We start from the raw sequence: 23558 nt of genomic DNA, 5'->3' as shown, positions 1-23558 counted from the left end.
GACTCCTTAACGGAGTGTTAATATCCGACTTATTAACGGTTTAAGTTAGCAAGAACGGGCAATATACGGCTGATTTTATCAAAACTCTCCTGATACTCAGCATCGACCTCTGAATCAGCGACGATACCGCCTCCAGCCCAGCAATGCATTATTCCCTGAACACTGTTATAAGTCCCGTTATGAGGAGTCAGAGCCGTGGCATTGTCCCTTTGCGCAACTAAAGTGCGGATAGTGATGCTGGTATCCATAGTACCGTCTTGGCTTATATAGCCTATAGAACCACAATAGAGACTTCTCCTAGAGGGTTCAAGCTCTTCAATAATAGACATCGCTCTAATTTTTGGGGCACCTGTTATCGAACCACCAGGAAAACAGGCCCTTAATAGATCGGTAGGATTGAGTTCGGGTTTAAGTCTCGCGGTAACGGTGCTAACAAGGTGATGAACTGCAGGAAAGCTTTCAACCTCAAATAAGTGAGGTACAGCAACACTGCCAGGGGTTGCTACTTTACCAATGTCATTACGAAGAAGATCGACAATCATTACATTCTCAGCCCGATCTTTTTCTGAAGCCTGTAGTTGAGCGGCAAGCTCATTATCACGGCGAGGATCAGCACTTCTTGGCAAGGTACCTTTAATCGGCTTGGTTTGAACCTCACCCTGTTTGTGCTGAATAAAACGCTCTGGAGAGATGGAAAGTAGTGCGTGGCTCTCTAAACGAATAAACGCTGAAAAGGGAGCACTATTACTCTCGCGCAATGCTTTATAAGCCTGCCATTCATTACCCGTATACAAGGCACTAAAACGTTGAGTTAGGTTAATTTGATAACAATCGCCACTAAGTAGATAGGCCTGCACCTGAGCGAATTTCTGTTTATATGCCTGTTCAGAAAGCTGATTACACCATTGGCCGTTAAGTTTAAAAGGCTCATTAATGATAGGGCTATCTTGCTGGCCTTTAAGTTTACGACCTGTATGCTTTTGAATGGCTTTATTTAATGAACCGGTTGCAATTAGCTGATTTAATCTCAGTTCAAGTGCTTCTAAAGCGTGTTGCGATTGATAATGAACCAGTTGCCAGTTTTGGGTTTTATAGTCAAAAATCAGCGCCCAGTCGTAACACCCTAGATTCATCTCTGGTAGCGAAGTATCGTTTTTCGCAATGTCGGGTAGGTTTTCAATGCACCGAGCAAGATCGTAACTAAAACTGCCCATCAGCCCGCCACTAAAGATGAAGGGGCTGCGTTTTTGCGTAGGATAGTATTCTGTTAATAAATCATTTAATAGCACAAAAGGATCGTGACTCGATACAGATTGCATTACATTGATTGCTGTCTGATTTATTGCTATCTGGTTTGTATCATCACTTACGTGGTGCTTATCAAACGCAAACAGCGGCTGTCTGTTCGTTGAGCGAGTAATAGTAGTTGATTGACCATGGTTTACTATGGTGGCTACAGGCTCGGCGCAGATCACATCGAATTTAGCATCAATGTGATTGGCATTCGCGGAGTCGAGTAAAATAGCCCAAGGTAAATCTGAAAAATACTCAAATAATTCAGTAGTGCTTAAATTCCAATCAAGACGCTTAGAAAAAACTGCATTTTGCGCCAATGTGTTCATCTATTAACCCTATCTAAAATGTGATGTTTAACTCAAAGTCGCGAAAGAGTATCATATTGCTTACACAAGTAATAAAAACAAAACACGTGAGCGTTAATGGTGACTGGAGTCATTCATAAATCACAAAAGCTGATGTGATTTCAGCCGATTAAATAAGTGTCTGATAAAAAAGGAAGTGTCTGTGAGCAAAGAAGTCCCTGTAATCAAGCAAGCCGATCTCATTGAAAGCGTTGCTGATGCCCTACAATATATCTCTTATTATCACCCAAAAGATTTTATCGATGCGATGAACGATGCTTACGAACGTGAGCAAAGTGCAGCGGCTAAAGATGCAATCGCCCAAATTCTTATCAATTCTCGTATGTCTGCAGAAGGTAAACGTCCGCTTTGCCAAGATACCGGTATTGTGACATGTTTTGTCAAAATCGGTATGGGTGTGCAATGGGATAAAACGGACTTAACTGTTCAAGAAATGGTTGATGAGGGCGTACGCCGCGCGTATACCAATCCTGATAACCCGCTGCGTGCATCAATTGTTGCCGATCCTGCTGGTGGCCGTAAGAACACTAAAGACAATACACCGTCAGTTGTACACGTTGAAATGGTGCCTGGTAACCATGTTGATGTGGCCATTGCAGCCAAAGGCGGTGGCTCTGAAAATAAGTCCAAAATGGCGATGCTAAATCCGTCTGATGATATTGCCGCTTGGGTAGAGAAAACCCTTCCAACAATGGGAGCGGGTTGGTGTCCACCAGGTATGCTGGGTATCGGTATCGGTGGTACAGCAGAAAAAGCCGCGGTTATGGCAAAAGAGTCATTAATGGATCCTGTTGATATTCATGAACTACAGGCGCGCGGCGCCGAAACAACAGATGAAAAACTTCGTTTAGAGATTTTTGAACGCTCAAACAAGTTAGGTATTGGCGCGCAAGGGCTTGGCGGTGTGACGACGGTACTCGATATTAAGATTAAATCTGCGCCAACTCATGCGGCATCAAAACCTGTAGTGATGATCCCAAACTGCGCTGCAACTCGTCATGTTCATTTCCACTTAGATGGCACAGGTCCTGCTGAATTGACTCCCCCGTCACTAGCTGATTGGCCTGAAATTACCTGGGAAGTGGGCGAGAGTGTACGCCGTGTTGATTTAAACACTGTCACTCAAGCTGAAATGGAGCAGTGGCAGAGCGGTGATACTTTATTGCTTAACGGTAAGATGTTGACCGGTCGAGATGCGGCACATAAACGAATTCAAAGCTTAATTGAAAGCGGCGAAGGTCTGCCAGAAGGCGTCGATTTTAAAGGCAAGTTTATTTATTACGTTGGCCCTGTTGATCCTGTTGGCGATGAAGTTGTGGGTCCAGCTGGCCCAACTACTGCAACACGTATGGATAAGTTTACTGACCTGATGCTTGATAAAACGGGCCTAATGGGCATGATTGGTAAAGCTGAACGTGGTTCTGCAACCGTTGAATCGATTAAACAACATAAATCATGTTACTTAATGGCTGTAGGCGGCGCTGCTTACCTTGTTTCTAAGGCGATTAAGAAAGCGCGTGTTGTGGCGTTTGAAGACTTAGGTATGGAAGCGATTTATGAGTTTGACGTTAAAGATATGCCTGTAACGGTAGCTGTTGACTCTGAAGGCGTAAATGCACATGAAACTGGGCCTGCTATCTGGAAGGTCAAGTTAGAAGGCGAATGTTGAGTTAACACTCAACATTCGTCCGTGATGACAAACTAGAGGGCATAAGTTTCGTTAACCACCTAGCGAATTGAGTCAGGTTAATAGTTTACTGACGGGTTATTCTAGTGGTGATAATGCTAGTGTAAATTTTTATATCCCCTTAATAATAATGGCTTAGGCGTATTGCTTAAGCCATTTATTTTGGCTAATGTGTCGAACATCTAGCAAAACATGCTGCCTAGTTTTAGTCGGCAAAATCAATCACAAATTGAACACTTACATCTTTTAACTATAAAAATAAGATTATAATGATGAAAAAAACTGCAATCATAATGGCGCTTGCGTCTGCAGGCATGGTTTTTAGCGCACAAGCCGCAACACCTACGCCTTTTACCGTTCAAGATTTAGTTAAAATGAATAAGCTGCATTCGGCGGCACTGTCAAATGACGGCACTAAAATTGTTTATGCCGTGAAAAATATTGATGCAGAAGGTGAGGCGACGACTGACCTTTATCTGCAAGATTTAAGCTCTACCACTGCTCAAGTAAAACAGTTAACCAGTGCAGCGGGTACCGAGCATAGCGTTACATTTGGTCCAAATGACAACAGCATTTACTTTTTAGCGGCACGTGATGGTTCAAGTCAGATCTATAAATTAGCACTCGATGGTGGTGAAGCCGTTCAGGTAACTGATTTTCCTCTCGATGTTGAAGGCTTTAAATTATCGCAAGATGGCAAACAAGCCGTTGTGAACATGCGTGTGTTCCCTGAGTGTAAGGATCTTGCTTGTTCTAAAGATAAGTTTACAGCAGAAGCGGAGCGTGACACTACTGGGCGTGAATATAAGCAGCTTATGGTGCGTCACTGGGATACGTGGAGCGATCATTCAAGAAGCCACCTGTTTGTGGCCCAGTTAAATGGTGAGAATGTAAATGGTGAGAAAGTGTCAACAGCTGTAGATGTGACTGCCGGCCTTGATACTGAAACACCGCCGAAGCCGTTCTCTGGTATGGAAGAGGTTACATTTACACCTGATGGTAAGCACGTGGTTTACAGTGCAAAGGCACCAGGTAAAGATCAAGCTTGGATCACTAACTACGATTTATGGCAAGTGAGCGTGGCTGGTGGTGAGGCTAAGAACCTAACTGAAGCGAATAAGGCCTGGGATGCACACCCTACGTATTCTGCTGATGGTCGTTATTTAGCGTATTTCGCCATGACAAAGCCGGGTTTTGAAGCTGACCGTTACCGCATCATGCTGCGCGACACGGTAACAGGCCAAGAAAAAGAAGTTGCACCACTTTGGGATCGTAGCCCAAGCTCTTTGGCATTTGGTAAAGACAACAAGACGTTATACGTTACCGCACAAGATCTTGGTCAGGTATCAATCTTTGAAGTGAACACCCAATTTGGTGATGTTAAAACTATCTACAATGAAGGTAGTAACAGCATTGTGGGCGTGAATAACGACAAGATTATCTTTAGTCATAAATCACTCGTAGAGCCAGGCGATCTTTATACGATTAACCTTGATGGTCAAAACCTTAATCGTTTAACAGATGTCAATAAAGACAAACTCGCTGAGATTAAATTTGGTGAATACCAGCAATTTAGCTTTAAAGGCTGGAATAACGAAGAGGTTTACGGTTACTGGATTAAGCCTTCAAACTACAAGGCGGGTGAAAAATATCCTATCGCTTTCCTAGTCCACGGTGGTCCACAAGGGTCATTCGGTAACTCGTTCAGCAGTCGCTGGAATGCACAGTTATGGGCTGGTGCTGGTTATGGCGTAGTGATGATCGATTTCCATGGTTCTACGGGGTACGGTCAAGCGTTTACCGATTCAATTACTCAGGATTGGGGCGGCAAGCCGCTTGAAGATCTGCAAAAAGGCCTAGCAGCTGTCACTAAGCAGCAAAAATGGTTAGATGCTGATAACGCTTGTGCGCTAGGTGGTTCTTATGGCGGTTACATGATGAACTGGATCCAAGGTAACTGGAATGACGGCTTTAAGTGTCTAGTCAACCACGCTGGTTTGTTTGATATGCGTTCTATGTATTATGTTACCGAAGAGCTATGGTTCCCTGAGTTCGAGTTTGGCGGTACTTATGACAAGAACAAAGAGCTGTATGAGAAATTTAACCCAGTTAACTATGTCGAGAACTGGAAGACGCCAATGCTAGTGATCCACGGTGAAAAAGACTTCCGCGTACCGTATGGTCAAGGTCTTGCTGCTTTCACTTATATGCAGCGCAATGGTATTCCATCAGAACTATTAATTTACCCTGATGAAAACCACTGGATTTTGAATCCTGACAACCTTGAGCAATGGTACGCCAACGTATTGGGTTGGATGGACCGCTGGACAGAGAATAAGTAAGCCTCTAGCTGATTTTTGATAAACAAAAAGCCAGAATTTAATTCTGGCTTTTTGTTTGAAAGAATAACTTAAGAGCGGTTTCTAGCAGTCTTTATCATATACTCGAACGCTATAGTCACGTATTAGGGTTGGCGAGCTATATTCAACATGGCATTCAAACTTCCCAGCTGTTATATCCCTGAGCTTTTCTTGCCACTTTATTGGAACAATAGCCGTTGCCGATATGTGTCTCGGTAAACTGGTGAAAACAAACTCTGATGCGGGTAAGCCAAAGGCGATACGATAGTTTTGGTTGACGATGTCGCTAGAGGATAAGGGGGCTAATGGATAACCTAAACTGACATATAGTCGAGTCCCAGAAACATCGACAAAGTATTCACCCACCAATACGTCCCAGTTTTCATTGCCTCCACACTGGTAACTACAGCCTTTAAGTCGTTCAATGTTATCTATAGTGCTTTTACTGTAAACCAATTGATTTTGGGCACTGAGTTCTGCGGCAATACCTTGTAGCTGTGTAACTTGAGCATCACGGCTAAAATCGATAAATTTGCTGGTAGCAACAACGCTGATAATCCCCATAATAACGATGACGACCACCAACTCTATCAAGGTAAAGCCAGAATCTTTTGCTGGAAGGCAGGATTTTCGTGTCTGAAGCATCTTTTAAAGCTCAATATATGTAAAGCGCGCAAGGTTAACGATCAAACCTGCGGCTAACAAGTTACAAGCGATACATTGTGATACAAGTTCGTTGAAGTGTTAATGTGATCACGTTTTCAGTTGGCAATACTGGAGTGGATAGGCATGTGAGTCAGCTGCTAACAAGAGTTGCCATCACAGTTCTGGATGCCGTTACTGTACATATGTTCAAGCTGTGTTTTAGTTTTTCTTTTGCCGCCGTATGTGCTGAATGTTGCTAGCGTATTCTTGAGTATAAATAGGAGTGAAATAAATTGATTGGCAAATAGAATTATCACATATATTTAACTATTACTAATCAAATAACAAGATATTAGGGTTCTATATTTTTGATTGAACTGCTGATGTTGTGCCTGATAACAGCAAAAACCTTGATTTGGATCGCGTCAAAATAAAAAGGCCTGCTATCAGCAGGCCTTTCATAATTAGCTCATATTAGCAATCTAGTCCACTTCAAAAACTGATTGCCATAATGACAGCTTAGCTAAATTGGTTCATGGTGTTATCTTTACCCGATGCTTTCAGTGCCTGGTCGCCAGAGAAGTACTCTTTGTGATCATCACCCATATCAGAGCCGGCCATGTTTTGGTGTCTAACACAGGCGATACCTTGACGGATCTCCTTACGCTGTACGTTCGCCACATAACCTAGCATTCCTTGGTCACCAAAGTACTCTTTGGCTAAGTTGTCAGTTGAAAGCGCTGCAGTATGGTAAGTCGGTAGCGTAATCAAGTGATGGAAAATACCCGCTTCGCGAGCAGCATCTGACTGGAAGGTACGAATTTTCTCATCGGCTTGTACCGCAAGCTCAGTATTGTCGTAATCAACGCTCATTAGCTTGTCACGGTCATAAGCTGATACGTCTTGTCCTGCATCGTTCATGCTATCGAATACCTGCTGACGGAAGTTTAGCGTCCAGTTAAACGAAGGTGAGTTGTTATAAACAAGTTTTGCATTCGGCACCGTCTCGCGGATCTTATTAACCATTGCACCGATTTGAGCTACATGAGGCTTCTCAGTTTCAATCCATAGCAGATCGGCACCATTTTGTAGCGAGGTAATACAATCAAGTACACAGCGCTCTTCACCGGTTCCTGCACGGAATTTAAATAATCCGTTAGGAAGACGTGCAGGCTTAACAAGCTTACCGTTTTGCTGGAATACAACGTCACCGTTGGCGAGATTAGCTGGATTAACCGCTTCAACTTCTAGGAAAGAGTTGTACTTATCACCTAAATCTCCAGCCTCACTTGTGACGGCAATCTTCTGGGTAAGACCTGCACCTAAAGAGTCGGTACGAGCAACGATCACGCCATCATCGATACCTAGTTCAAGGAATGCGTAACGAACGGCATTAATTTTAGCGAGAAATTCAACATGAGGCACGGTTACCTTGCCGTCTTGGTGGCCACATTGCTTCACGTCTGATACTTGGTTTTCTAACTGAATACAGCAGGCACCCGCCTCAATCATCTGCTTAGCCATCAGGTAAGTGGCTTCTTCGTTACCAAAACCTGCATCAATATCGGCGATGATCGGTACAACGTGAGTTTCAAAGTTATCAATTTTAGCTTGAATTGCTGCTTTATCACTTGCGTTAGCGGCGTCTAGTTGACGAAATAGGCCACCTAGTTCACGAGCGTCGGCTTGACGAAGGAAAGTGTATAGCTCTTTAATTAACGCAGCGACAGAGGTCTTTTCGTGCATAGACTGATCTGGCAATGGACCAAACTCGCTGCGAAGCGCTGCAACCATCCAGCCAGAAAGGTAAAGGTAACGACGCTTTGTCGTCAGTAGATGTTTTTTAATAGAGATCATTTTCTGCTGAGCAATAAATCCGTGCCAACAACCTAACGACTGAGTGTACTGCGATGAGTCCTTGTCGTAGTTTTCCATGTCTTCACGCATTATTTTTGCTGTGTACTTCGCAATATCTAAACCAGTTTGAAAACGATTTTGTAGACGCATACGGGCTACAGACTCAGGGTTAATTGCGTTCCAAGTACTACCTTCAGCATTAATCAAGGTAGCAGCTTCATCGATGTTTGATCTGTAATTTGTCATGTGTCTATTCCTTTAACAATATGATTAGCGGCGATTGATTACGTTGAAAATATTAGTTAGATTTGTTTAAATAAGTCTAATTTATAGTTTCTATTTTCGGTATTTACCTTATGAATATATCTCGTATTGATTTGAATTTATTAGTTTATTTGGATGTTTTACTACGTGAACGAAATGTTACAAGGGCGGCGGATCAGCTAGGAATAAGCCAACCAGCTATGAGTAATGGACTAAAAAGGTTACGAACGCTATTTGATGATCCGTTGCTCATACGTACAAGCCAAGGCATGACGCCAACTGAGCGAGCACAGGAGTTACAACCGACAATTAGTGAGCTGATTATTGGCTTAGAAAAAGCAGTTCAACCTAGAGCTGAATTTAATGCTGCAGAAAGTGAGCAAGTCTTTCGTGTGATGGCAAGTGACTACGCAGAAGCGACACTGATCCCGCCACTTATTGCTCGGCTTCGAACCGAAGCGCCAAATGTTATCTTAGATATTATGACTCCTAGTGACGTCAGCTTTCCCGATGTTGAACAAGGTCGAGTCGATATGGTGATTAACCGGTTTGACAGTATTCCTCAGTCATTTCATCAAAAAGTGCTCTGGAGTGATGACTTTAGTTGCCTGATTAGTAAAACAAATCCAGTACTCGAAAAGTTTTCGCTAGACAGTTACTTAAAAGCTAATCATGTCTGGGTCAGTAAAACGGGTATGGGGGTTGGTGTAGGAATGGATCCCGGTGATGTGCAGCGCTTAGGTTGGGTTGATGAAGCATTAACTCGGATAGGGGTACAGAGAAGGATCACCGTATTTACTCGTCACTATCAAGCGGCCTGTTTGTTGGCAGAACAACAAGATTTGATCGCAACCATACCAAGTAAAATGGCAAAGCAACATGAGAATAATGACCGTGTTTGCATCGTGCCACCGCCCTTTATTATTCAGCCTATAGCGTTAACTATGGCCTGGAGTCCTTTATTACAGCACAACCCTGCACATAAGTGGATGCGCAAACTTATCACACAGACGGCAGACAGCTTTGGGCGAGGCAATTTGCTTTAAGACACTAAAGTACTTTACTGATGTTTTATTACTCCAAAAGTGCATTTTAAATAACTTTGGTGAATAGTCAGAATAGAAACGATAAATTAGATAAATTAAGCTGTTCTAGTATAGGGTGAGTAATCATAGAGCGTGTTTCTTAATGCCCTGACAAGGTTTTGAGTAGGAATAACAATCCGCAGACACGGATAAAGGAAGCATTGAACTGGCCATATTGAACTGACAATAACTCATATACAGGGATAGATGGCCTGATAAATCAGAGAAAAAGGGCAAATTATGACAGCACGTATTCAAGTTGGCGGCCTACAAGTAGCGAAAGAACTTTGGGAGCTCGTAGACAAAGAGATCTGCCCCGGAACAGGGATCAACTCAACCAACTTCTGGAATAAATTTGAAGAGCTCGTCAATGATCTTGGCCCGATTAATCGTGCATTATTGGCTAAGCGAGAGCAGTTACAGTTACAGATTGATGAATGGCATCGCGGTCACTGTCATCACGAGCATGCAGACACACTTCAACAAACAAGCTCTACGATCTCTAATCCCAATACAGCACAAATATTCGCTGAATATAAAAGCTTTCTCTTTGACATTGGTTATTTGGTCGAAGAAGGCTGCCCTTTTAAAATTAGTACTGAAAATGTAGATCATGAGATCGCAAAACAAGCTGGACCACAGTTAGTTGTGCCGGTTAAAAATGCACGTTTTGCGTTAAATGCGGCCAATGCTCGTTGGGGAAGCTTATATGATGCACTTTATGGCACTGATGCCATTCCCCAGACCGCAGGGGCTGAGCTATCAAAGGACTATAATCCTGTGCGTGGCGCTAAGGTCATTTCATTTGCTAAGGCCCACTTAGATAACGCTGCACCTTTGGCCGTTAGCTCCCATAGCCTTGTGACTCAATATTTTATTGAAAATAACAGTCTACAAGCCAGGCTTGAGAATGGAACGCAAACAGGGCTTGCTAACCCTGAACGATTTGCGGGTTTCCAAGGAAATGAAGACAAGCCAACGGCTGTACTCATTGTGAATAATGGCCTGCATATCGAGATCCAAATAGACAGTAACCATCAGGTTGGAAAAACTGATTTAGCAGGGGTAAAAGATCTTTTAGTCGAAGCCGCTGTGACGACCATTATGGACTGTGAAGATTCAGTCGCTGCCGTTGATGCTGAGGATAAGGTTGAAATATACCGTAATTGGCTAGGTCTAATGCAAGGTAACCTTACGGCTACACTGAATAAAAATGGCCGTGAAATGGTTCGTCAATTAAATGATGACAGAGTTTATACCTCCGCCAGCGGTGAGCGCCTTACACTTCCTGGACGTAGTCTGTTGTTTGTTCGTAACGTCGGTCATCTTATGACAATAGATGCTGTGTTAGATAAGAACGGCGATGAAGTGCCAGAAGGCTTTTTAGACGGCATGGTGACAGTACTTGCAGCGATGCACGATCTTCAAGGCAATAACAACCAGCGAAGTAATAGCCGTAAGGGATCGGTAAATATCGTTAAACCCAAAATGCACGGCCCAGAAGAGGTGCAGTTTACCTGTGAGCTATTTACACGAATAGAAGATGCACTCAAGCTTTCTCGTAATACCATTAAAGTGGGAATTATGGACGAAGAGCGCCGAACAACTGTCAACCTTAAAGAATGCATACGAGCAGCATCTGAGCGAGTGGTGTTTATTAATACAGGCTTTTTAGATAGAACCGGCGATGAAATTCACACATCGATGCTGGCAGGGCCATTCGTTGCTAAATCCGTTATGAAGCAGCAAGCTTGGATCACAGCCTATGAGGATTGGAATGTTGATATTGGGCTTGAATGTGGCTTGCAAGGTCGGTCGCAGATTGGCAAAGGTATGTGGCCAATGCCAGATGAAATGGCGGCGATGTTAGATCAAAAAATAGGTCACCCAAAGGCGGGGGCGAACACTGCATGGGTTCCCTCGCCAAATGGCGCGGTATTGCACTCAACTCATTACCATCAAGTGAATGTGGCCGAGGTTCAAGAGCAGTTAAAACAACGCTCGCGCGCGAGCCTAGACGATTTGTTAACGATTCCCTTAATGGCTCCCGGCACAGCATTAAGTGCTGAGCAAAAGCAATTCGAACTGGATAATAATGCCCAGGGTATTCTAGGTTATGTTGTGCGCTGGATTGATCAGGGAGTGGGGTGCTCAAAGGTGCCTGATATCAATAATGTAGGTTTGATGGAAGATAGGGCTACTTTACGAATTTCATCACAGTACCTTGCTAACTGGCTACACCATGGCGTGTGTACTGAAGAAGAAGTGATGGCATCGCTTAAAAAGATGGCGCTGGTTGTTGATAAGCAAAATGCTAATGATCTTGCGTATATCAATATGGCACCCAATTTTGATGGCATTGCCTTTAAAGCAGCTTGTGACCTAATATTTAAAGGTACTGAACAGCCGTCAGGATACACAGAGCCGTTACTGCATGCCTATCGTAAGCAGGCTAAGTTAGCTCTAAAAAGTAGCAAATAAGTCAGCAAAAAATTAACCTATTTAAGCAGATGTTGGCCACTTTATAAGTGAGCTTAATAAATAGTTGTAACTAAAAAGCCCTCAATCCTGATTGAGGGCTTTTATGATGAGTTATTAAGCGCTTAAGCTAACTTGATAGCTTAGTTTAATCGTCTGTGTAATCAGTACCATAATAACTAGCGAGCAATACTTGCTTAAGTTCGGCAATCAATGGGTAGCGCGGGTTTGCGCCGGTGCATTGGTCATCAAAGGCATCTTCTGCTAACTCGTCAAGTTTTGCGATAAAATCGGCTTCGTTGACGCCAGCTGCTTGGATCGAGCGTGGAATGCCAATCGTCTCCTTGAGCTCATCAATTTTTTTAAGCAGTGCCTCGACTTTTTCCTCATCACTAATGCCTTCGCCTGTAGCGCCTTCAAGTTTTAAATATTCTGCAATTTTTGCATAACGACAGAGTGCTTTAGGTCTGTCGTATTGACTAAACGCTGCCTGTTTCGTGGGTAAATCTGTTGCGTTAAAGCGGATCACATTGGTGATAAGTAACGCATTGGCTAAGCCATGGGCTAAATGGAACTCTGCACCTAGCTTGTGAGCCATAGAGTGGCAAATACCTAAAAAGGCATTGGCAAACGCAATTCCGGCAATGGTTGCACCATTATGTACTTTTTCGCGAGCCACTGGCGCATTTGCACCATGTTCATAGGCATCAGGCAGATACTTAAACAGTAAGTCTAGTGCTTGTAATGCTTGACCATCGCTATATTCGTTAGCCATTACACTCACGTATGCCTCTAATGCATGGGTCACCGCATCTATGCCACCAAAGGCCGTGAGTGACTTTGGCATATCCATTACCAGATTCGGATCAACGATTGCCATGTTTGGGGTTAACTCATAATCGGCAATCGGATACTTCATACCCGTTTTTTCATCTGTTACTACGGCAAAAGGAGTCACCTCAGAGCCTGTTCCAGATGTTGTTGGTATAGCAACCATTTTAGCTTTCTTACCCAATTTAGGAAATTTATAAATACGTTTTCTAATATCCATAAAGCGCAGTGCTAAGTCGGCAAAATCAACATCAGGATGTTCATACATTACCCAAATAATTTTAGCGGCGTCCATTGGCGAACCACCGCCTAAGGCGATAATGACGTCAGGTTGGAAGCTTTGAGCAACTTTGGCACCTTGTTTAACAATCTGCATGGTTGGGTCGGCCTCTACCTCGTAGAAGACTTCAGTTTCAACCCCTTGGCTTTTTAAAATCTTGATGGTCTCATCACAGTAACCGTTATTGAACAGGTATTTATCCGTTACAATAAGCGCACGTTTGTTATCGCTGAGCTCTTCTAGAGCGATAGGTAAGCTACCACGGCGGAAATAAATAGAAGAGGGAAGTTTGTGCCACAACATATTTTCAGCTCTCTTAGCGACCATTTTCTTATTGATTAAGTGGCTCGGGCCGACATTTTCTGAAATGGAGTTACCACCCCAAGAGCCACAACCTAAGGTTAACGATGGAGCGAGCTTGAAGTTATATAGATCGCCAATCCCGCCCTGTGAAGCTGGGGTATTGATTAAAATGCGCGCGGTTTTCATTCTAAAACCGAAGGCCTTAACTCTTTCGATTTGTGTATCTTGATCGGTATACAGACCCGATGTGTGCCCAATGCCCCCAAGGGTGACTAAGGCTTCAGCTTTATCCATTGCATCGTCAAAATCTGCTGCTCGGTACATAGCAAGTAGTGGTGATAGTTTTTCATGAGCAAAAGCTTCAGCTTCATCAATATCAGATACCTCACCAATGAGCACCTTAGTGGTGTGGTGCACCTCTATTGCAGCCATCTTGGCAATACTCGCGGCGCTTTGACCAACGATATCGGCATTTAGCCCACCATTTTTTAAAATAACATCTTGCATAGCAGCAGTTTCTTCGGCATTTAATATATAACCGCCATGGCTTGCAAAACGCTCTTTAACCGCTTCGTAAACCTCATCTACAATGACAACCGCTTGCTCTGAAGCACAAACTACACCGTTATCGAAGGTCTTGGACATTAAAATAGAACTGACTGCACGTTTTATGTCAGCTGTCTCATCAATGACAATTGGCGTGTTACCTGCGCCGACACCAATAGCGGGTTTACCTGAAGAGTAGGCGGCTTTTACCATTCCTGGTCCGCCTGTCGCAAGAATAAGATTGATCTCTTTATGGGTCATCAATTGATTAGATAATGCCACGGATGGCTCATCTATCCAGCCAATAATATCTTTAGGTGCACCAGCAGCTACCGCAGCGTCTAATACAATACGTGCAGCTGTGGTTGTTGAATTTTTTGCTCTGGGATGCGGGGAGAAAATAATGCCGTTTCTAGTCTTAAGGCTGATCAGCGCCTTAAAAATGGCGGTAGAAGTTGGGTTTGTTGTTGGCACTATGCCGCAGATAATACCGACTGGCTCGGCAATGGTGATGGTTCCAAATGTAGGATCTTCTGATAGGATCCCGCAGGTCTTTTCATCTTTATATTTGTTATAGATATATTCTGAGGCAAAGTGGTTTTTAATCACTTTATCTTCAATGACTCCCATTTGAGTTTCACTTGCAGCCATCTTGGCAAGGGAGATCCGCGCATCTGCAGCGGCAAGGGCGGCGGCTCTGAAAATCTTATCGACTTGTTCCTGAGAGTAGTTAGCGAACGCCAGTTGCGCCGTTCGCACTTTATCTACTAGGAGGTTGAGTTCTTGCTCATTTGATACAGTCATAATCGCAATCCTGAAAAAATTTAGCCAAACCGTATTTGGCTAAACATTCTCCGGTGCTCTAAAATCCATTTGATGAAGAAAAATTACACGCAAAAGCACGGCTATGCCGTGATGAATGCCACAGTTTCGGGGCAATCTGTAATTTTACAACTAACTTAACCAACTCTTGTTGCGGTTTTGGGTCAGAGTTTTGAATAATTAATTAGAAAATTTTATTCAAAGTTGTGATTCAGGATAGAAAATCTCATTTTTTGTTTTTAGGGTCATGAGTTAGAGTAGCGCAACATTTTTTAGAACAGATAACGCCTTGGGCGCGTTGAGGATAAGACGTTGGATTTAACACTCTATGTTAAATTTTTTCTCGGCTTAGTCGCGATAATTAATCCATTTGGTTTATTACCGGTTTTTGTGAGCCTAACCAGTCATCAGACTGAAGTTGAACGTAATCAAACGGCCAAGGTTGCTAACTTCGCTGTTGTGGTGATTTTACTGGTAACGATATTTGCAGGGCAACACATACTAAATCTGTTTAGTATTTCGTTGTCAGCGTTTAGGATCGCAGGCGGTACGCTGATTGCCATCATTGCGATGTCGATGCTTCAAGGTAAATTGGGTGAAGTGAAACGGAACAAGGAAGAGGGACGAGAAGCCTCGGCTATGGACTCGGTCGCCGTCGTTCCATTAGCGCTGCCATTAATGGCTGGCCCTGGTGCGATCAGTTCTGTGATTGTTTCTTCTGCTGAGCATAGCAGCATAGAAAACCTTATCGGCATGTCAATTTCCATCATAGTGTTTGGTATATTGAGCTTTTTGCTGTTTAGAATGGCGCCGATAATTTTTAAATTACTCGGTAATACTGGCATTAACGTGATCACCCGTTTAATGGGCTTGATAATGTTGTCTATTGGTATTGAAGTGATAGCCGCAGGCGTTAAAGGTTTTTATCCTGGCTAATAACGAGCTAATAGATAGCTAAAGTTGCATAGGTATACTAAATGAAAGGCACTCGATGAGTGCCTTTCTTGTAAGTTTTAATCAATGAGCTAATCAACAACAAAATAGCAGGTTATGGTCGTAATTAGTAAGAGCATAAGCTAGGACTAAAACTCGCAATTAAGCTCCATCATAGAACCCGATTTTGGACTAAATAGGTGCTGATGCAATCTGGCGGCAAACTCGTCTGTCATGCCTGAAATATAGTCAGCTATCACTCTATGACTGTTTTCTCCTTGTTTTTCACTGGCAAGCCAACGTTCTTGGGTATTGAGTGGCAACAAGCGCTCTGGATCTGAAATAAAGGCTTCAAAGAGCTCCATCACAATCTGCTGTCCTTTATATTCAAGCATCTGGATCTCAGGCTTTCTAATCACATACTTAAATACAAACTGTTTTAGCACGTTAAGCGCAGCATCAAATGCTGGCTCTAATGCTGCATTATATTTTAATAAAGGCTCAGTAAATCCTTCGATTTCATTGATTGCTATTGCGGTGACAAAACCATTGACTAAGGTGCCAATTGCATCTTTACGTTGATGATGTTTAGCAGAGAATAAGCGTTGGCTTATTGTGGCAAACTCATTTTTTAGCCATGCATCTTCGCTATTACACAGCACTTGAGTGACGTCGTTGTTCCACTGATGTTCGCTGACAATGCCCATGACTATAGCATCTTCTAAATCGTGCACCGCGTAGGCAATATCGTCGGCTAGCTCCATGATTGAGCAATCAAGTGATTTATATCGGGTTCGTTTGTGCTGACCCTCGCTGACAGTATAGCTAGACAGAAATAACTGTTTGTCCTCTTTAGAAAGCGGTGCTAATACCCAATCTAAGATCTCTAGGTCATCATCAAAAATACCTTTTACGGGCGGCCACTGAGATGGCTTTAGTTGCCTAAAATGTTGGACAGATTCAATTGATTGTGCTCGACAAAGTTGTGAATAAGGCGCGGGATATTTTAAGATCCCAAGTAAGGTTCGCCTACAAAGGTTCATGCCGTAAAATTCGGTATAGGGTTCTAGGCGGGTTAATATTCTAAAAGTTTGTCCATTCCCTTCGAAGCCACCGTGGGCGCGCATCATATAGTTGAGGGCGACTTCACCTCCGTGTCCAAAAGGAGGGTGGCCAATATCGTGAGCTAAACATAAGGATTCGATTAAACTCATAGAATCGAGTAGAGGATTGAACTCAGGCTGTTTTTGCTTAAGCTGTGCCCTAATGCCAGTACCTATTTGAGACACCTCTAACGAATGTGTCAGCCGAGTACGATAAAAATCGTTCATGCCCACACCAAGTACTTGAGTTTTAGCTTGAAGTCGCCTAAAAGCGGCAGAGTGCAAGATCCGGGCACGATCACGCTGATAAGGACTACGATGATCATTGCGTCTAAGTTTATCTTCCCCTAAACGTCTTTCATTCCAAACCGAGTGTGTCATAGTCGAACCTCAAAAGGTGTTAAAGCAGTTTATTAATATCGTCGAGATCGAGAGTGAAGCTAGGAATAAAACATTCAACAAAGTATCTGACTGCAGGGTTAGGATCATTATTAATACTGTGTTCAAGTCTCTTTTGCGCGGTGTTGAACTCGGTATTTCCAGCGCGCTTTTCTTCAAGGCATTTAAGGTAGGCACACAAGGTATCAGCAGACTTCACCAGTGCTTTATATTGCGGATCGGCATACTCACTGGTGAGCAAGGCCTGATAATCACTTTTAAACTCATCTGGCACCATTTCAAGCAAACGGTGCTCAGCAATCGCTTCAATCTTTTTATATTCAGCTTCTATTTCTTTATTGAAATACTTAACGGGAGTTGGCAGATCGCCAGTTAATATTTCGCTGGCATCATGGAATATGGCGATGGTTGCAGCTTGGTATGGGTCAAACTTCCCATCAAATTTTTTGTTGCTAATTAAAGCAAGTGAATGCGCTACCATTGCGACCTGAAGAGAGTGTTCTTGAACATTTTCAGTTCTAATATTGTACATGAGTGGCCAGCGTTGAATTAATTTCATTCTAGCTAGGTGGGCAAATAAGTGGCTCATCGCATTCCTTGTAGGCATGTATACTTCAATGAATTCAGATTAGCATAGTTGTTATACAAAAAAACGACCCGAGGGTCGTTTTATCTATCTAGTTATTATAAATAATAATTTGATTAGCCACTTAGTCCACTTAGTTCACTTAGTTCACTTAGTTCACTTAGTCCACTTAGTTCACTTAGCTTAAGTGCTATTGCTTATAGTTTCCTAAAAAGTCGCCAAATTCCGACAGCGCCTTAGTTAACTCTTCTTTATGAGGCAGAAAAACGACGCGAACATGATCAGGCTCTGGATAGTTAAAGGCTGAACCTTGTACGAGTAAGATCTTGCGGTCTTTTAACAGGTCGAGAACCAAACGCTCATCATCACGTAAATTAAACTTCTTTTGATCCAGCTTTGCAAAGGCATACAATGCGCCTTTAGGCGTTTTTACACTCACACCCGGAATCGAGTTAAGCATTTCAACACAGGCGTCACGTTGTACACGCAAGCGTCCGCCAGGTTGTACTAACTCCTGGATGCTCTGATAACCACCTAATGCTGTTTGAATCGCGTGCTGACTTGGTACGTTTGCGCATAGGCGCATAGATGCAAGCATATCCAAGCCTTCGATATAGCTCTTAGCCGATTTTAAGTTGCCTGTAAGCATCATCCAGCCTACGCGGAAACCTGCAGCACGATAAACTTTAGATAAACCGTTAAAAGTGACCGTTAAGATGTCGTCAGAGAGACTTGCTGCAGGAATATGTTCAGCTTCATCATATAGAATTTTGTCGTAGATCTCGTCAGCAAACAAAATCATATCGTTTTGGCGGCATAGTTCAATCACTTCAAGGATCAGTTCTCTTGAATAAACGGCGCCCGTTGGGTTGTTCGGGTTGATAAGAACGATACCACGGGTTCTAGGCGTAATTTTACTCTTGATATCTTCAAGATCAGGGAACCAGTCAGACTCTTCATCACAGCGATAATGCTGCGCTTTACCACCAGAAAGGTGTACAGCAGCGGTCCATAGAGGGTAATCAGGTGACGGAACCAGTATTTCATCGCCACTATTAAGTAGGCCTTGCATCGCCATAACGATCAGTTCTGATACGCCATTACCGATATAGATGTCTTCGATATCAACACCGAAAATACCTTGAGACTGATAATGCTGCACAATCGCTTTACGTGCTGAGAATAGTCCTTTGGACTCGCAGTATCCTTGCGCACTTGGTAGGTTCAGAATAACATCACGAACGATCTCTTCAGGCGCTTCAAATCCAAATGGGGCAGGGTTGCCGATGTTAAGCTTTAGAATTCGATGACCTTCATCTTCTAGTCGACGGGCTTCTTTATGCACCGGACCGCGAATGTCATAACAAACAGAATCTAATTTATTGGATTTGATAATAGGGCGCATCTACACCTCGAAAATGCTGAAAATTTTAGCCAAACATACCTTTGACTTAGTTGCAGGCACAATAGCTAATTTCAATCGACAAATAAAGGATTAAATCACTAATTTGACGGCGTTAAAAAGTATATGATCTCAATTATCAGCTGCCGGATATTCATATTTAGATTTTTACACTGTTCCGGTACCAATCTGGCAGTGCTAAGTTTGGTCTGTTCTACTACTAACACCATATAAAAACTAATTGATTAATTTGTTAACTTGATCGGACTTCAGTATGAGCAAACTCATTTCAGGACAAGACACAGCCAATAAAAAAGCCAGCGTATATACGCTGGCTTTTTTAAAGCAATGTTTAAAAACTTAAACGCGCTTTTTGAACTCGTTAGTACGAGTATCAATTTCAATCATGTCACCAGTTTTCACGAAATCAGCAACACTTAATGTACCGCCGCCAGTGATGGTCGCTGGCTTCATTACTTTACCTGAAGTATCACCACGAGCAGATGGCTCAGTGTAAGTCACTTCACGTACCACTGAAGTTGGTAGTTCAACTGAAATTGCTTTGCCTTCGTAGAAAGTAACTTGGCAATTTTCTTCCATACCGTCAACGATGTATGCTGCTGCATCGCCAAGGTTTTCTGCTTCAACGTCGTACTGGTTGTATTCAGCATCCATGAATACAAACATAGGGTCAGCAAAGTATGAATATGTACAATCTAGACGCTCTAGAATGATGTCTTCCATCTTGTCTTCACCTTTGAAGGTGCTTTCAGTAGAAGAGTCTTGTAGAACATGCTTAAGCTTTAATTTAACGATTGCAGCGTTACGGCCAGAACGAGTTGTTTCAGTTTTTTGAACAACCCATGGGCTGCCATCTAACATGATCACGTTACCAGGACGGAGTTCATGAGCAGTTTTCATTACACTATTTCCTATTTTAGGTTTTTCTATTTAAACGTAGTATCTTAGCTATTTTTGACAAATTGAACTAGTCGAGAAACAAGATCTACATCATTTATTGCATCAATTGGCCATTGTTTAGCGTGCTGCAACAGTGGCAAACCGACTAAATTTATTTTTTGCCAGTAGCTAGCTGTTTGTTCTTGCTGTTCTTTATTAAAGGCAAGATTTAATGCTTTCCAGCTTATCGCTAATTCTGGCGGCAGATTATTACAGTAAAGCTGCATAAAGGCATCTAATTTTATTAGATGATAGTCATCTTCTTGTGCATATATGTGCCAAATGAAGGGTTTTGCGGCCCATTGGGCTCTTAAGAATGAATCTTCACCGCGCACAATATTAAAATCACAGCTCCAAAGTAACTTATCGTAACCTTCTTGATCTGTCATTGGCAAAATATGGATTACTAAATTCCCAAGCTTTATCTGCATTCCTGCACTGAGCTCTGCAATAGAGCAGGGGAGTATTGTTTGTAAGCTATTAAGGCTCCGCCCCTTAGGAAACAAAGCATGAATCGTTTGTTGGCTATCTTGCCATGTTTCACATAAAGCGAGTAACGCATCAGACTCATAGCTAAAAACGCTAACGACATTATCTTCAGGGCTTATGCCCCTAAGCCCGAGGCTTGCAAATAAATTGTGCCGATTTTGTGAGTCTTGCTGCCAAGCATCGCGCTGTTCAAACAGTTTATTTTCGCAAATGAGCCCACCAGTTTTAGCTGTGAATCCGGGGAAATAAAAGTATTTCTTCAATCCACTGGCTTGCATCGAAGGAAGTCCGTGACAGCCTTCTACCCAAGACTCTGCACTCAGGTATTCAAGATTAAGCCATAAAGGCGGTTTTGCTGCACTTGAATCGAGTTTGTATACCTGATGGATGGCGATTAAGTTGTTTTTAACAGACTCAGGCAATTCACACGCAAAGGCCTCAATAAGCACAGTACCGGCTTGATAAGAAATCGCTAATGGCTCAGACCACTGATTGATGGTGACACCAAAATGAACCTGGCTTATCAAGTTAGGATCGAGTGCGGGCAATATGTGTGAGAAGCTTTTTAAATCATCGACCCATAAGGTGATAGCAATAGGTTGCTCTGCAGACAATTGTTTTGCAAGTCGCCATGTGACGCCAATGTCACCATAATTATCAACGACCGCACAAAAGATATCCCAACGTTCTGGGCTATTTTGACTTGTCATATTACAAAACTCACTCTATCTGCTCAATGCGAGACGGTTAAATCGGCTATTGAGCCTTATTAATGAGACAAAAAAGCGGCATAATAATATGCCGCTTTTATAGAATTACGCTAAAAGTAAATGATTACCTTTAAGGTGTGATTCTTTAGTCTTCAAGCTCAGCTAAACACATCTCTTCATAGATCTGCTTAACCCATGCATCAACGCGCTCTTCTGTTAGTTCAGGCTGACGATCTTCGTCGATACCTAGACCTACAAAGTGCTTGTCGTCTGCTAAACCTTTTGATTCTTCGAAATCATAGCCTTCAGTTGGCCAATGGCCAATAACGACCGCGCCACGAGCTTCAACGATTTCGTTAACCATGCCCATAGCATCAAGGAAGTACTCTGCGTAATCTTCCTGATCGCCACAACCAAAGATTGCGACTAATTTGTCTTCGAAGTTGATTTGCTCAAGTTCAGGGAAAAAGTCGTCCCAGTCACATTGTGCTTCACCATAGTACCAAGTTGGAATGCCGAAAATGAGCAGATCGTAATCTGCAATTTGTTCCTTGGTACTTTTGGCAATATCTTTTACCTCAACCATTTTTTTACCCAGTTTCTTTTGGATAATCTTGGCTACGGCTTCGGTGTTGCCTGTATCAGACCCGAAAAAAAGACCTACAGTTGCCATTGTTGTTCCTTTAATATCTAGTTAACTATTAATGGTATGCGTGCATTTAAAAGTGGGTTAGTCACTAACCTGCTTTTGAAGTATAGATTCGATTAGTTGGCTACGGCTGATATTACTGGCCATAGCTTGTTCATTCAAGGCGTCGTACAAATCTTGTGACACCTTTAACTCTATTCGTTTTAATCCGTTTGCTCGATCACGCTGAATTTGGTTTCTTTTATTAATTTTAAGCTGTTGGTCCCGAGGCAAAGGATTGCTTCGAGGCCTACCACGTCGCTTTTCTGTTGCAAACAGATCAATGGTGGTTCTATCTGATGTTTCTTTTGCCATTGAGTTCGTATTTACCCGATGCCTGAGCTTTCCCAGGTCATCTGTATAATCCCTTTTGCAATAAACCCGGCGCAGCCGAGAAATAAAACTAGCCAAACAATGTTTCGCCCAAACGTCGGCACATTGCCTTGCTTGAGTACATCTCTAATGGCCATACCAATAAAAAAGAAAATGGCTGCAAAAAACAGGTTTAAGCCGAGAGCTTCAATCTGTTCCATATACTGCATCAACATTCGCCATTCCTTTCTAGGCTAAAAAAAGTTGCGCGAATATACCATATAAGTTTTCAAGCGGCTATATGCTTTACCGCTTTCTGTGGTGAAAAACAGCTTAACATTGTGTAATAAAATCTTTGACTATACGGTTAAAAATGCTGGCTTTTTGAGCGTGTAACCAATGACCCGTGCCTTCGATTGTTTTGGCTTTAACCGTTGGAAATTGTGACAGTATTGCTTGTCTGTGTTCAGCCGTCACATAATCTGAATCCCCTCCACGTATAAATAGACAAGGGCCTTGGTAGGAGTGATTAAAGGTTGGCCAATCAATAATATCGGCGTAACTGGCTTTTAAGCCGTCTAGGTTCATTTTCCATATAAAACCTTGCTCTGTGCGAGCAAGAGATTTTAATAAAAACTGCGCGGTACCCTCGTCAATATCACAAGATTGCATATAGGCGAGCGCTTGGCGTCTATCTTTAATCTCTGATAATGGCATGGATGCTAATGCAGTAAAGACTTTGTCATGGCGACTTTGGTAAGCTACCGGCGCGATATCTGCAACGACTAGCTGGCTAACACGCTCTGGGTAACTGAGTGCGGTTGCCATGGCTATTTTCCCCCCCATAGAATGTCCAATAAGAATCGCATCCTTGCAGTTAAGCTCATCAATCAAGTTAACCATGCTATCGGCTAGTGATTGATAACTCATATTGGCTACTTGGGGGCTACTGCCGTGATTGAGTACATCAATGCGAACAACGGTAAAGTTTGCCTCGAGCTCTTTGCCCAAAGCCTTAAGGTTATCAAGATCACCAAATAAACCATGAATAAGGATAACTACGGGGCCTTGACCGCTTGTCACATAATGCATTGTCTTTCCACTTACTTGAATCGAATGGCGCAGATTGTGCCTTGGTTTACGCTAAAATCCAACAA

Annotated in this window: 18 protein-coding genes; 5 read left to right on the top strand and 13 right to left on the bottom strand. The window is 42.7% G+C overall.

Features of this window, described 5'->3' with window-relative positions; all coding sequences use genetic code 11:
- Nucleotides 1–32: 32 nt before the first annotated feature.
- On the bottom strand, nt 33–1622 hold the full coding sequence (gene pabB / locus ACVBIK_RS04260; protein ID WP_447169173.1) for an aminodeoxychorismate synthase component I: 1590 nt from the start codon (nt 1620–1622) through the stop codon (nt 33–35).
- 181 nt (nt 1623–1803) lie between these two features.
- Here pabB and ACVBIK_RS04255 point away from each other — a divergent pair, with 181 nt between their 5' ends.
- Nucleotides 1804–3330: a fumarate hydratase gene (locus ACVBIK_RS04255; protein WP_447169172.1), complete on the top strand. Its 1527-nt coding sequence runs from the start codon at nt 1804–1806 to the stop codon at nt 3328–3330.
- Nucleotides 3331–3620: 290 nt separating this feature from the next.
- Nucleotides 3621–5690 (top strand): prolyl oligopeptidase family serine peptidase, encoded by a 2070-nt coding sequence (locus tag ACVBIK_RS04250; protein WP_447169171.1) that lies wholly within the window; start codon nt 3621–3623, stop codon nt 5688–5690.
- 81 nt (nt 5691–5771) lie between these two features.
- On the opposite strand, the gene ACVBIK_RS04245 is transcribed toward ACVBIK_RS04250, so the two are convergent.
- Both ACVBIK_RS04245 and ACVBIK_RS04240 read right to left on the bottom strand, forming a co-directional pair.
- Entirely contained in the window at nt 5772–6353 is a 582-nt protein-coding gene (locus ACVBIK_RS04245; RefSeq protein ID WP_447169170.1) for a prepilin-type N-terminal cleavage/methylation domain-containing protein, read from the bottom strand.
- A gap of 519 nt (nt 6354–6872) precedes the next feature.
- Entirely contained in the window at nt 6873–8456 is a 1584-nt protein-coding gene (locus ACVBIK_RS04240; RefSeq protein WP_447159189.1) for an isocitrate lyase, read from the bottom strand.
- 110 nt (nt 8457–8566) lie between these two features.
- On the opposite strand from ACVBIK_RS04240, the gene ACVBIK_RS04235 reads away from it, so the two are divergent.
- Both ACVBIK_RS04235 and ACVBIK_RS04230 read left to right on the top strand, forming a co-directional pair.
- Nucleotides 8567–9520 (top strand): LysR family transcriptional regulator, encoded by a 954-nt coding sequence (locus tag ACVBIK_RS04235; protein ID WP_447162781.1) that lies wholly within the window; start codon nt 8567–8569, stop codon nt 9518–9520.
- A gap of 279 nt (nt 9521–9799) precedes the next feature.
- The gene (locus ACVBIK_RS04230; RefSeq protein ID WP_447159191.1) at nt 9800–12040 is read left to right on the top strand and encodes a malate synthase G; all 2241 of its coding nucleotides are present in this window, start codon (nt 9800–9802) and stop codon (nt 12038–12040) included.
- Nucleotides 12041–12185: 145 nt separating this feature from the next.
- On the opposite strand, the gene adhE is transcribed toward ACVBIK_RS04230, so the two are convergent.
- Nucleotides 12186–14801: a bifunctional acetaldehyde-CoA/alcohol dehydrogenase gene (gene adhE, locus ACVBIK_RS04225; protein WP_447169169.1), complete on the bottom strand. Its 2616-nt coding sequence runs from the start codon at nt 14799–14801 to the stop codon at nt 12186–12188.
- A gap of 330 nt (nt 14802–15131) precedes the next feature.
- On the opposite strand from adhE, the gene ACVBIK_RS04220 reads away from it, so the two are divergent.
- On the top strand, nt 15132–15755 hold the full coding sequence (locus ACVBIK_RS04220) for a YchE family NAAT transporter (protein WP_447159193.1): 624 nt from the start codon (nt 15132–15134) through the stop codon (nt 15753–15755).
- A gap of 146 nt (nt 15756–15901) precedes the next feature.
- On the opposite strand, the gene ACVBIK_RS04215 is transcribed toward ACVBIK_RS04220, so the two are convergent.
- The 9 genes from ACVBIK_RS04215 to ACVBIK_RS04175 form a co-directional block, all read right to left on the bottom strand.
- Nucleotides 15902–17236 (bottom strand): anti-phage deoxyguanosine triphosphatase, encoded by a 1335-nt coding sequence (locus ACVBIK_RS04215; protein WP_447159194.1) that lies wholly within the window; start codon nt 17234–17236, stop codon nt 15902–15904.
- A 19-nt stretch (nt 17237–17255) separates the two neighbouring features.
- Complete coding sequence (gene yfbR, locus ACVBIK_RS04210; protein WP_447159362.1) at nt 17256–17843, bottom strand: 5'-deoxynucleotidase; 588 nt, start codon at nt 17841–17843, stop codon at nt 17256–17258.
- 187 nt (nt 17844–18030) lie between these two features.
- Entirely contained in the window at nt 18031–19245 is a 1215-nt protein-coding gene (locus ACVBIK_RS04205; protein WP_447159195.1) for a pyridoxal phosphate-dependent aminotransferase, read from the bottom strand.
- A 357-nt stretch (nt 19246–19602) separates the two neighbouring features.
- The gene (gene efp, locus ACVBIK_RS04200) at nt 19603–20163 is read right to left on the bottom strand and encodes an elongation factor P (RefSeq protein WP_447159196.1); all 561 of its coding nucleotides are present in this window, start codon (nt 20161–20163) and stop codon (nt 19603–19605) included.
- Between the two features lie 44 nt (nt 20164–20207).
- A complete protein-coding gene (gene earP, locus ACVBIK_RS04195; protein WP_447159197.1) occupies nt 20208–21401 on the bottom strand; it encodes an elongation factor P maturation arginine rhamnosyltransferase EarP in 1194 nt (397 codons plus the stop codon).
- 145 nt (nt 21402–21546) lie between these two features.
- Nucleotides 21547–22074 carry a flavodoxin FldA gene (gene fldA, locus ACVBIK_RS04190; protein ID WP_447159198.1) on the bottom strand — a complete coding sequence of 176 codons (528 nt, stop codon included), beginning with the start codon at nt 22072–22074 and terminating at the stop codon, nt 21547–21549.
- 57 nt (nt 22075–22131) lie between these two features.
- Nucleotides 22132–22404, bottom strand: a complete 273-nt coding sequence (ybfE, locus tag ACVBIK_RS04185; protein WP_012277331.1) for a LexA regulated protein — start codon at nt 22402–22404, stop codon at nt 22132–22134.
- Between the two features lie 11 nt (nt 22405–22415).
- On the bottom strand, nt 22416–22637 hold the full coding sequence (locus tag ACVBIK_RS04180) for a DUF2788 domain-containing protein (RefSeq protein ID WP_012277330.1): 222 nt from the start codon (nt 22635–22637) through the stop codon (nt 22416–22418).
- A 97-nt stretch (nt 22638–22734) separates the two neighbouring features.
- Nucleotides 22735–23493, bottom strand: coding sequence for an alpha/beta fold hydrolase (locus tag ACVBIK_RS04175; protein WP_447162777.1), 759 nt, complete (start codon nt 23491–23493; stop codon nt 22735–22737).
- Nucleotides 23494–23558 lie beyond the last annotated feature (65 nt).

Source organism: Shewanella sp. 125m-1 (genome assembly GCF_052977065.1).
Note: the sequence above shows the minus strand (reverse complement) of the source record. Positions and strands in the feature narration are given on the sequence as shown.

Coding starts and splice junctions, on each gene's coding strand:
- yfbR (WP_447159362.1), bottom strand. CDS start 17,843: ATGAGCCACTTATTTGCCCACCTAGCTAGAATGAAATTAATTCAACGC.
- ACVBIK_RS04205 (WP_447159195.1), bottom strand. CDS start 19,245: ATGCGCCCTATTATCAAATCCAATAAATTAGATTCTGTTTGTTATGAC.
- ACVBIK_RS04175 (WP_447162777.1), bottom strand. CDS start 23,493: ATGCATTATGTGACAAGCGGTCAAGGCCCCGTAGTTATCCTTATTCAT.
- ACVBIK_RS04250 (WP_447169171.1), top strand. CDS start 3,621: ATGAAAAAAACTGCAATCATAATGGCGCTTGCGTCTGCAGGCATGGTT.
- adhE (WP_447169169.1), bottom strand. CDS start 14,801: ATGACTGTATCAAATGAGCAAGAACTCAACCTCCTAGTAGATAAAGTG.
- ACVBIK_RS04235 (WP_447162781.1), top strand. CDS start 8,567: ATGAATATATCTCGTATTGATTTGAATTTATTAGTTTATTTGGATGTT.
- ACVBIK_RS04245 (WP_447169170.1), bottom strand. CDS start 6,353: ATGCTTCAGACACGAAAATCCTGCCTTCCAGCAAAAGATTCTGGCTTT.
- ACVBIK_RS04215 (WP_447159194.1), bottom strand. CDS start 17,236: ATGACACACTCGGTTTGGAATGAAAGACGTTTAGGGGAAGATAAACTT.
- ACVBIK_RS04230 (WP_447159191.1), top strand. CDS start 9,800: ATGACAGCACGTATTCAAGTTGGCGGCCTACAAGTAGCGAAAGAACTT.
- earP (WP_447159197.1), bottom strand. CDS start 21,401: ATGACAAGTCAAAATAGCCCAGAACGTTGGGATATCTTTTGTGCGGTC.
- ACVBIK_RS04180 (WP_012277330.1), bottom strand. CDS start 22,637: ATGTTGATGCAGTATATGGAACAGATTGAAGCTCTCGGCTTAAACCTG.
- fldA (WP_447159198.1), bottom strand. CDS start 22,074: ATGGCAACTGTAGGTCTTTTTTTCGGGTCTGATACAGGCAACACCGAA.
- pabB (WP_447169173.1), bottom strand. CDS start 1,622: ATGAACACATTGGCGCAAAATGCAGTTTTTTCTAAGCGTCTTGATTGG.
- ACVBIK_RS04240 (WP_447159189.1), bottom strand. CDS start 8,456: ATGACAAATTACAGATCAAACATCGATGAAGCTGCTACCTTGATTAAT.
- ybfE (WP_012277331.1), bottom strand. CDS start 22,404: ATGGCAAAAGAAACATCAGATAGAACCACCATTGATCTGTTTGCAACA.
- efp (WP_447159196.1), bottom strand. CDS start 20,163: ATGAAAACTGCTCATGAACTCCGTCCTGGTAACGTGATCATGTTAGAT.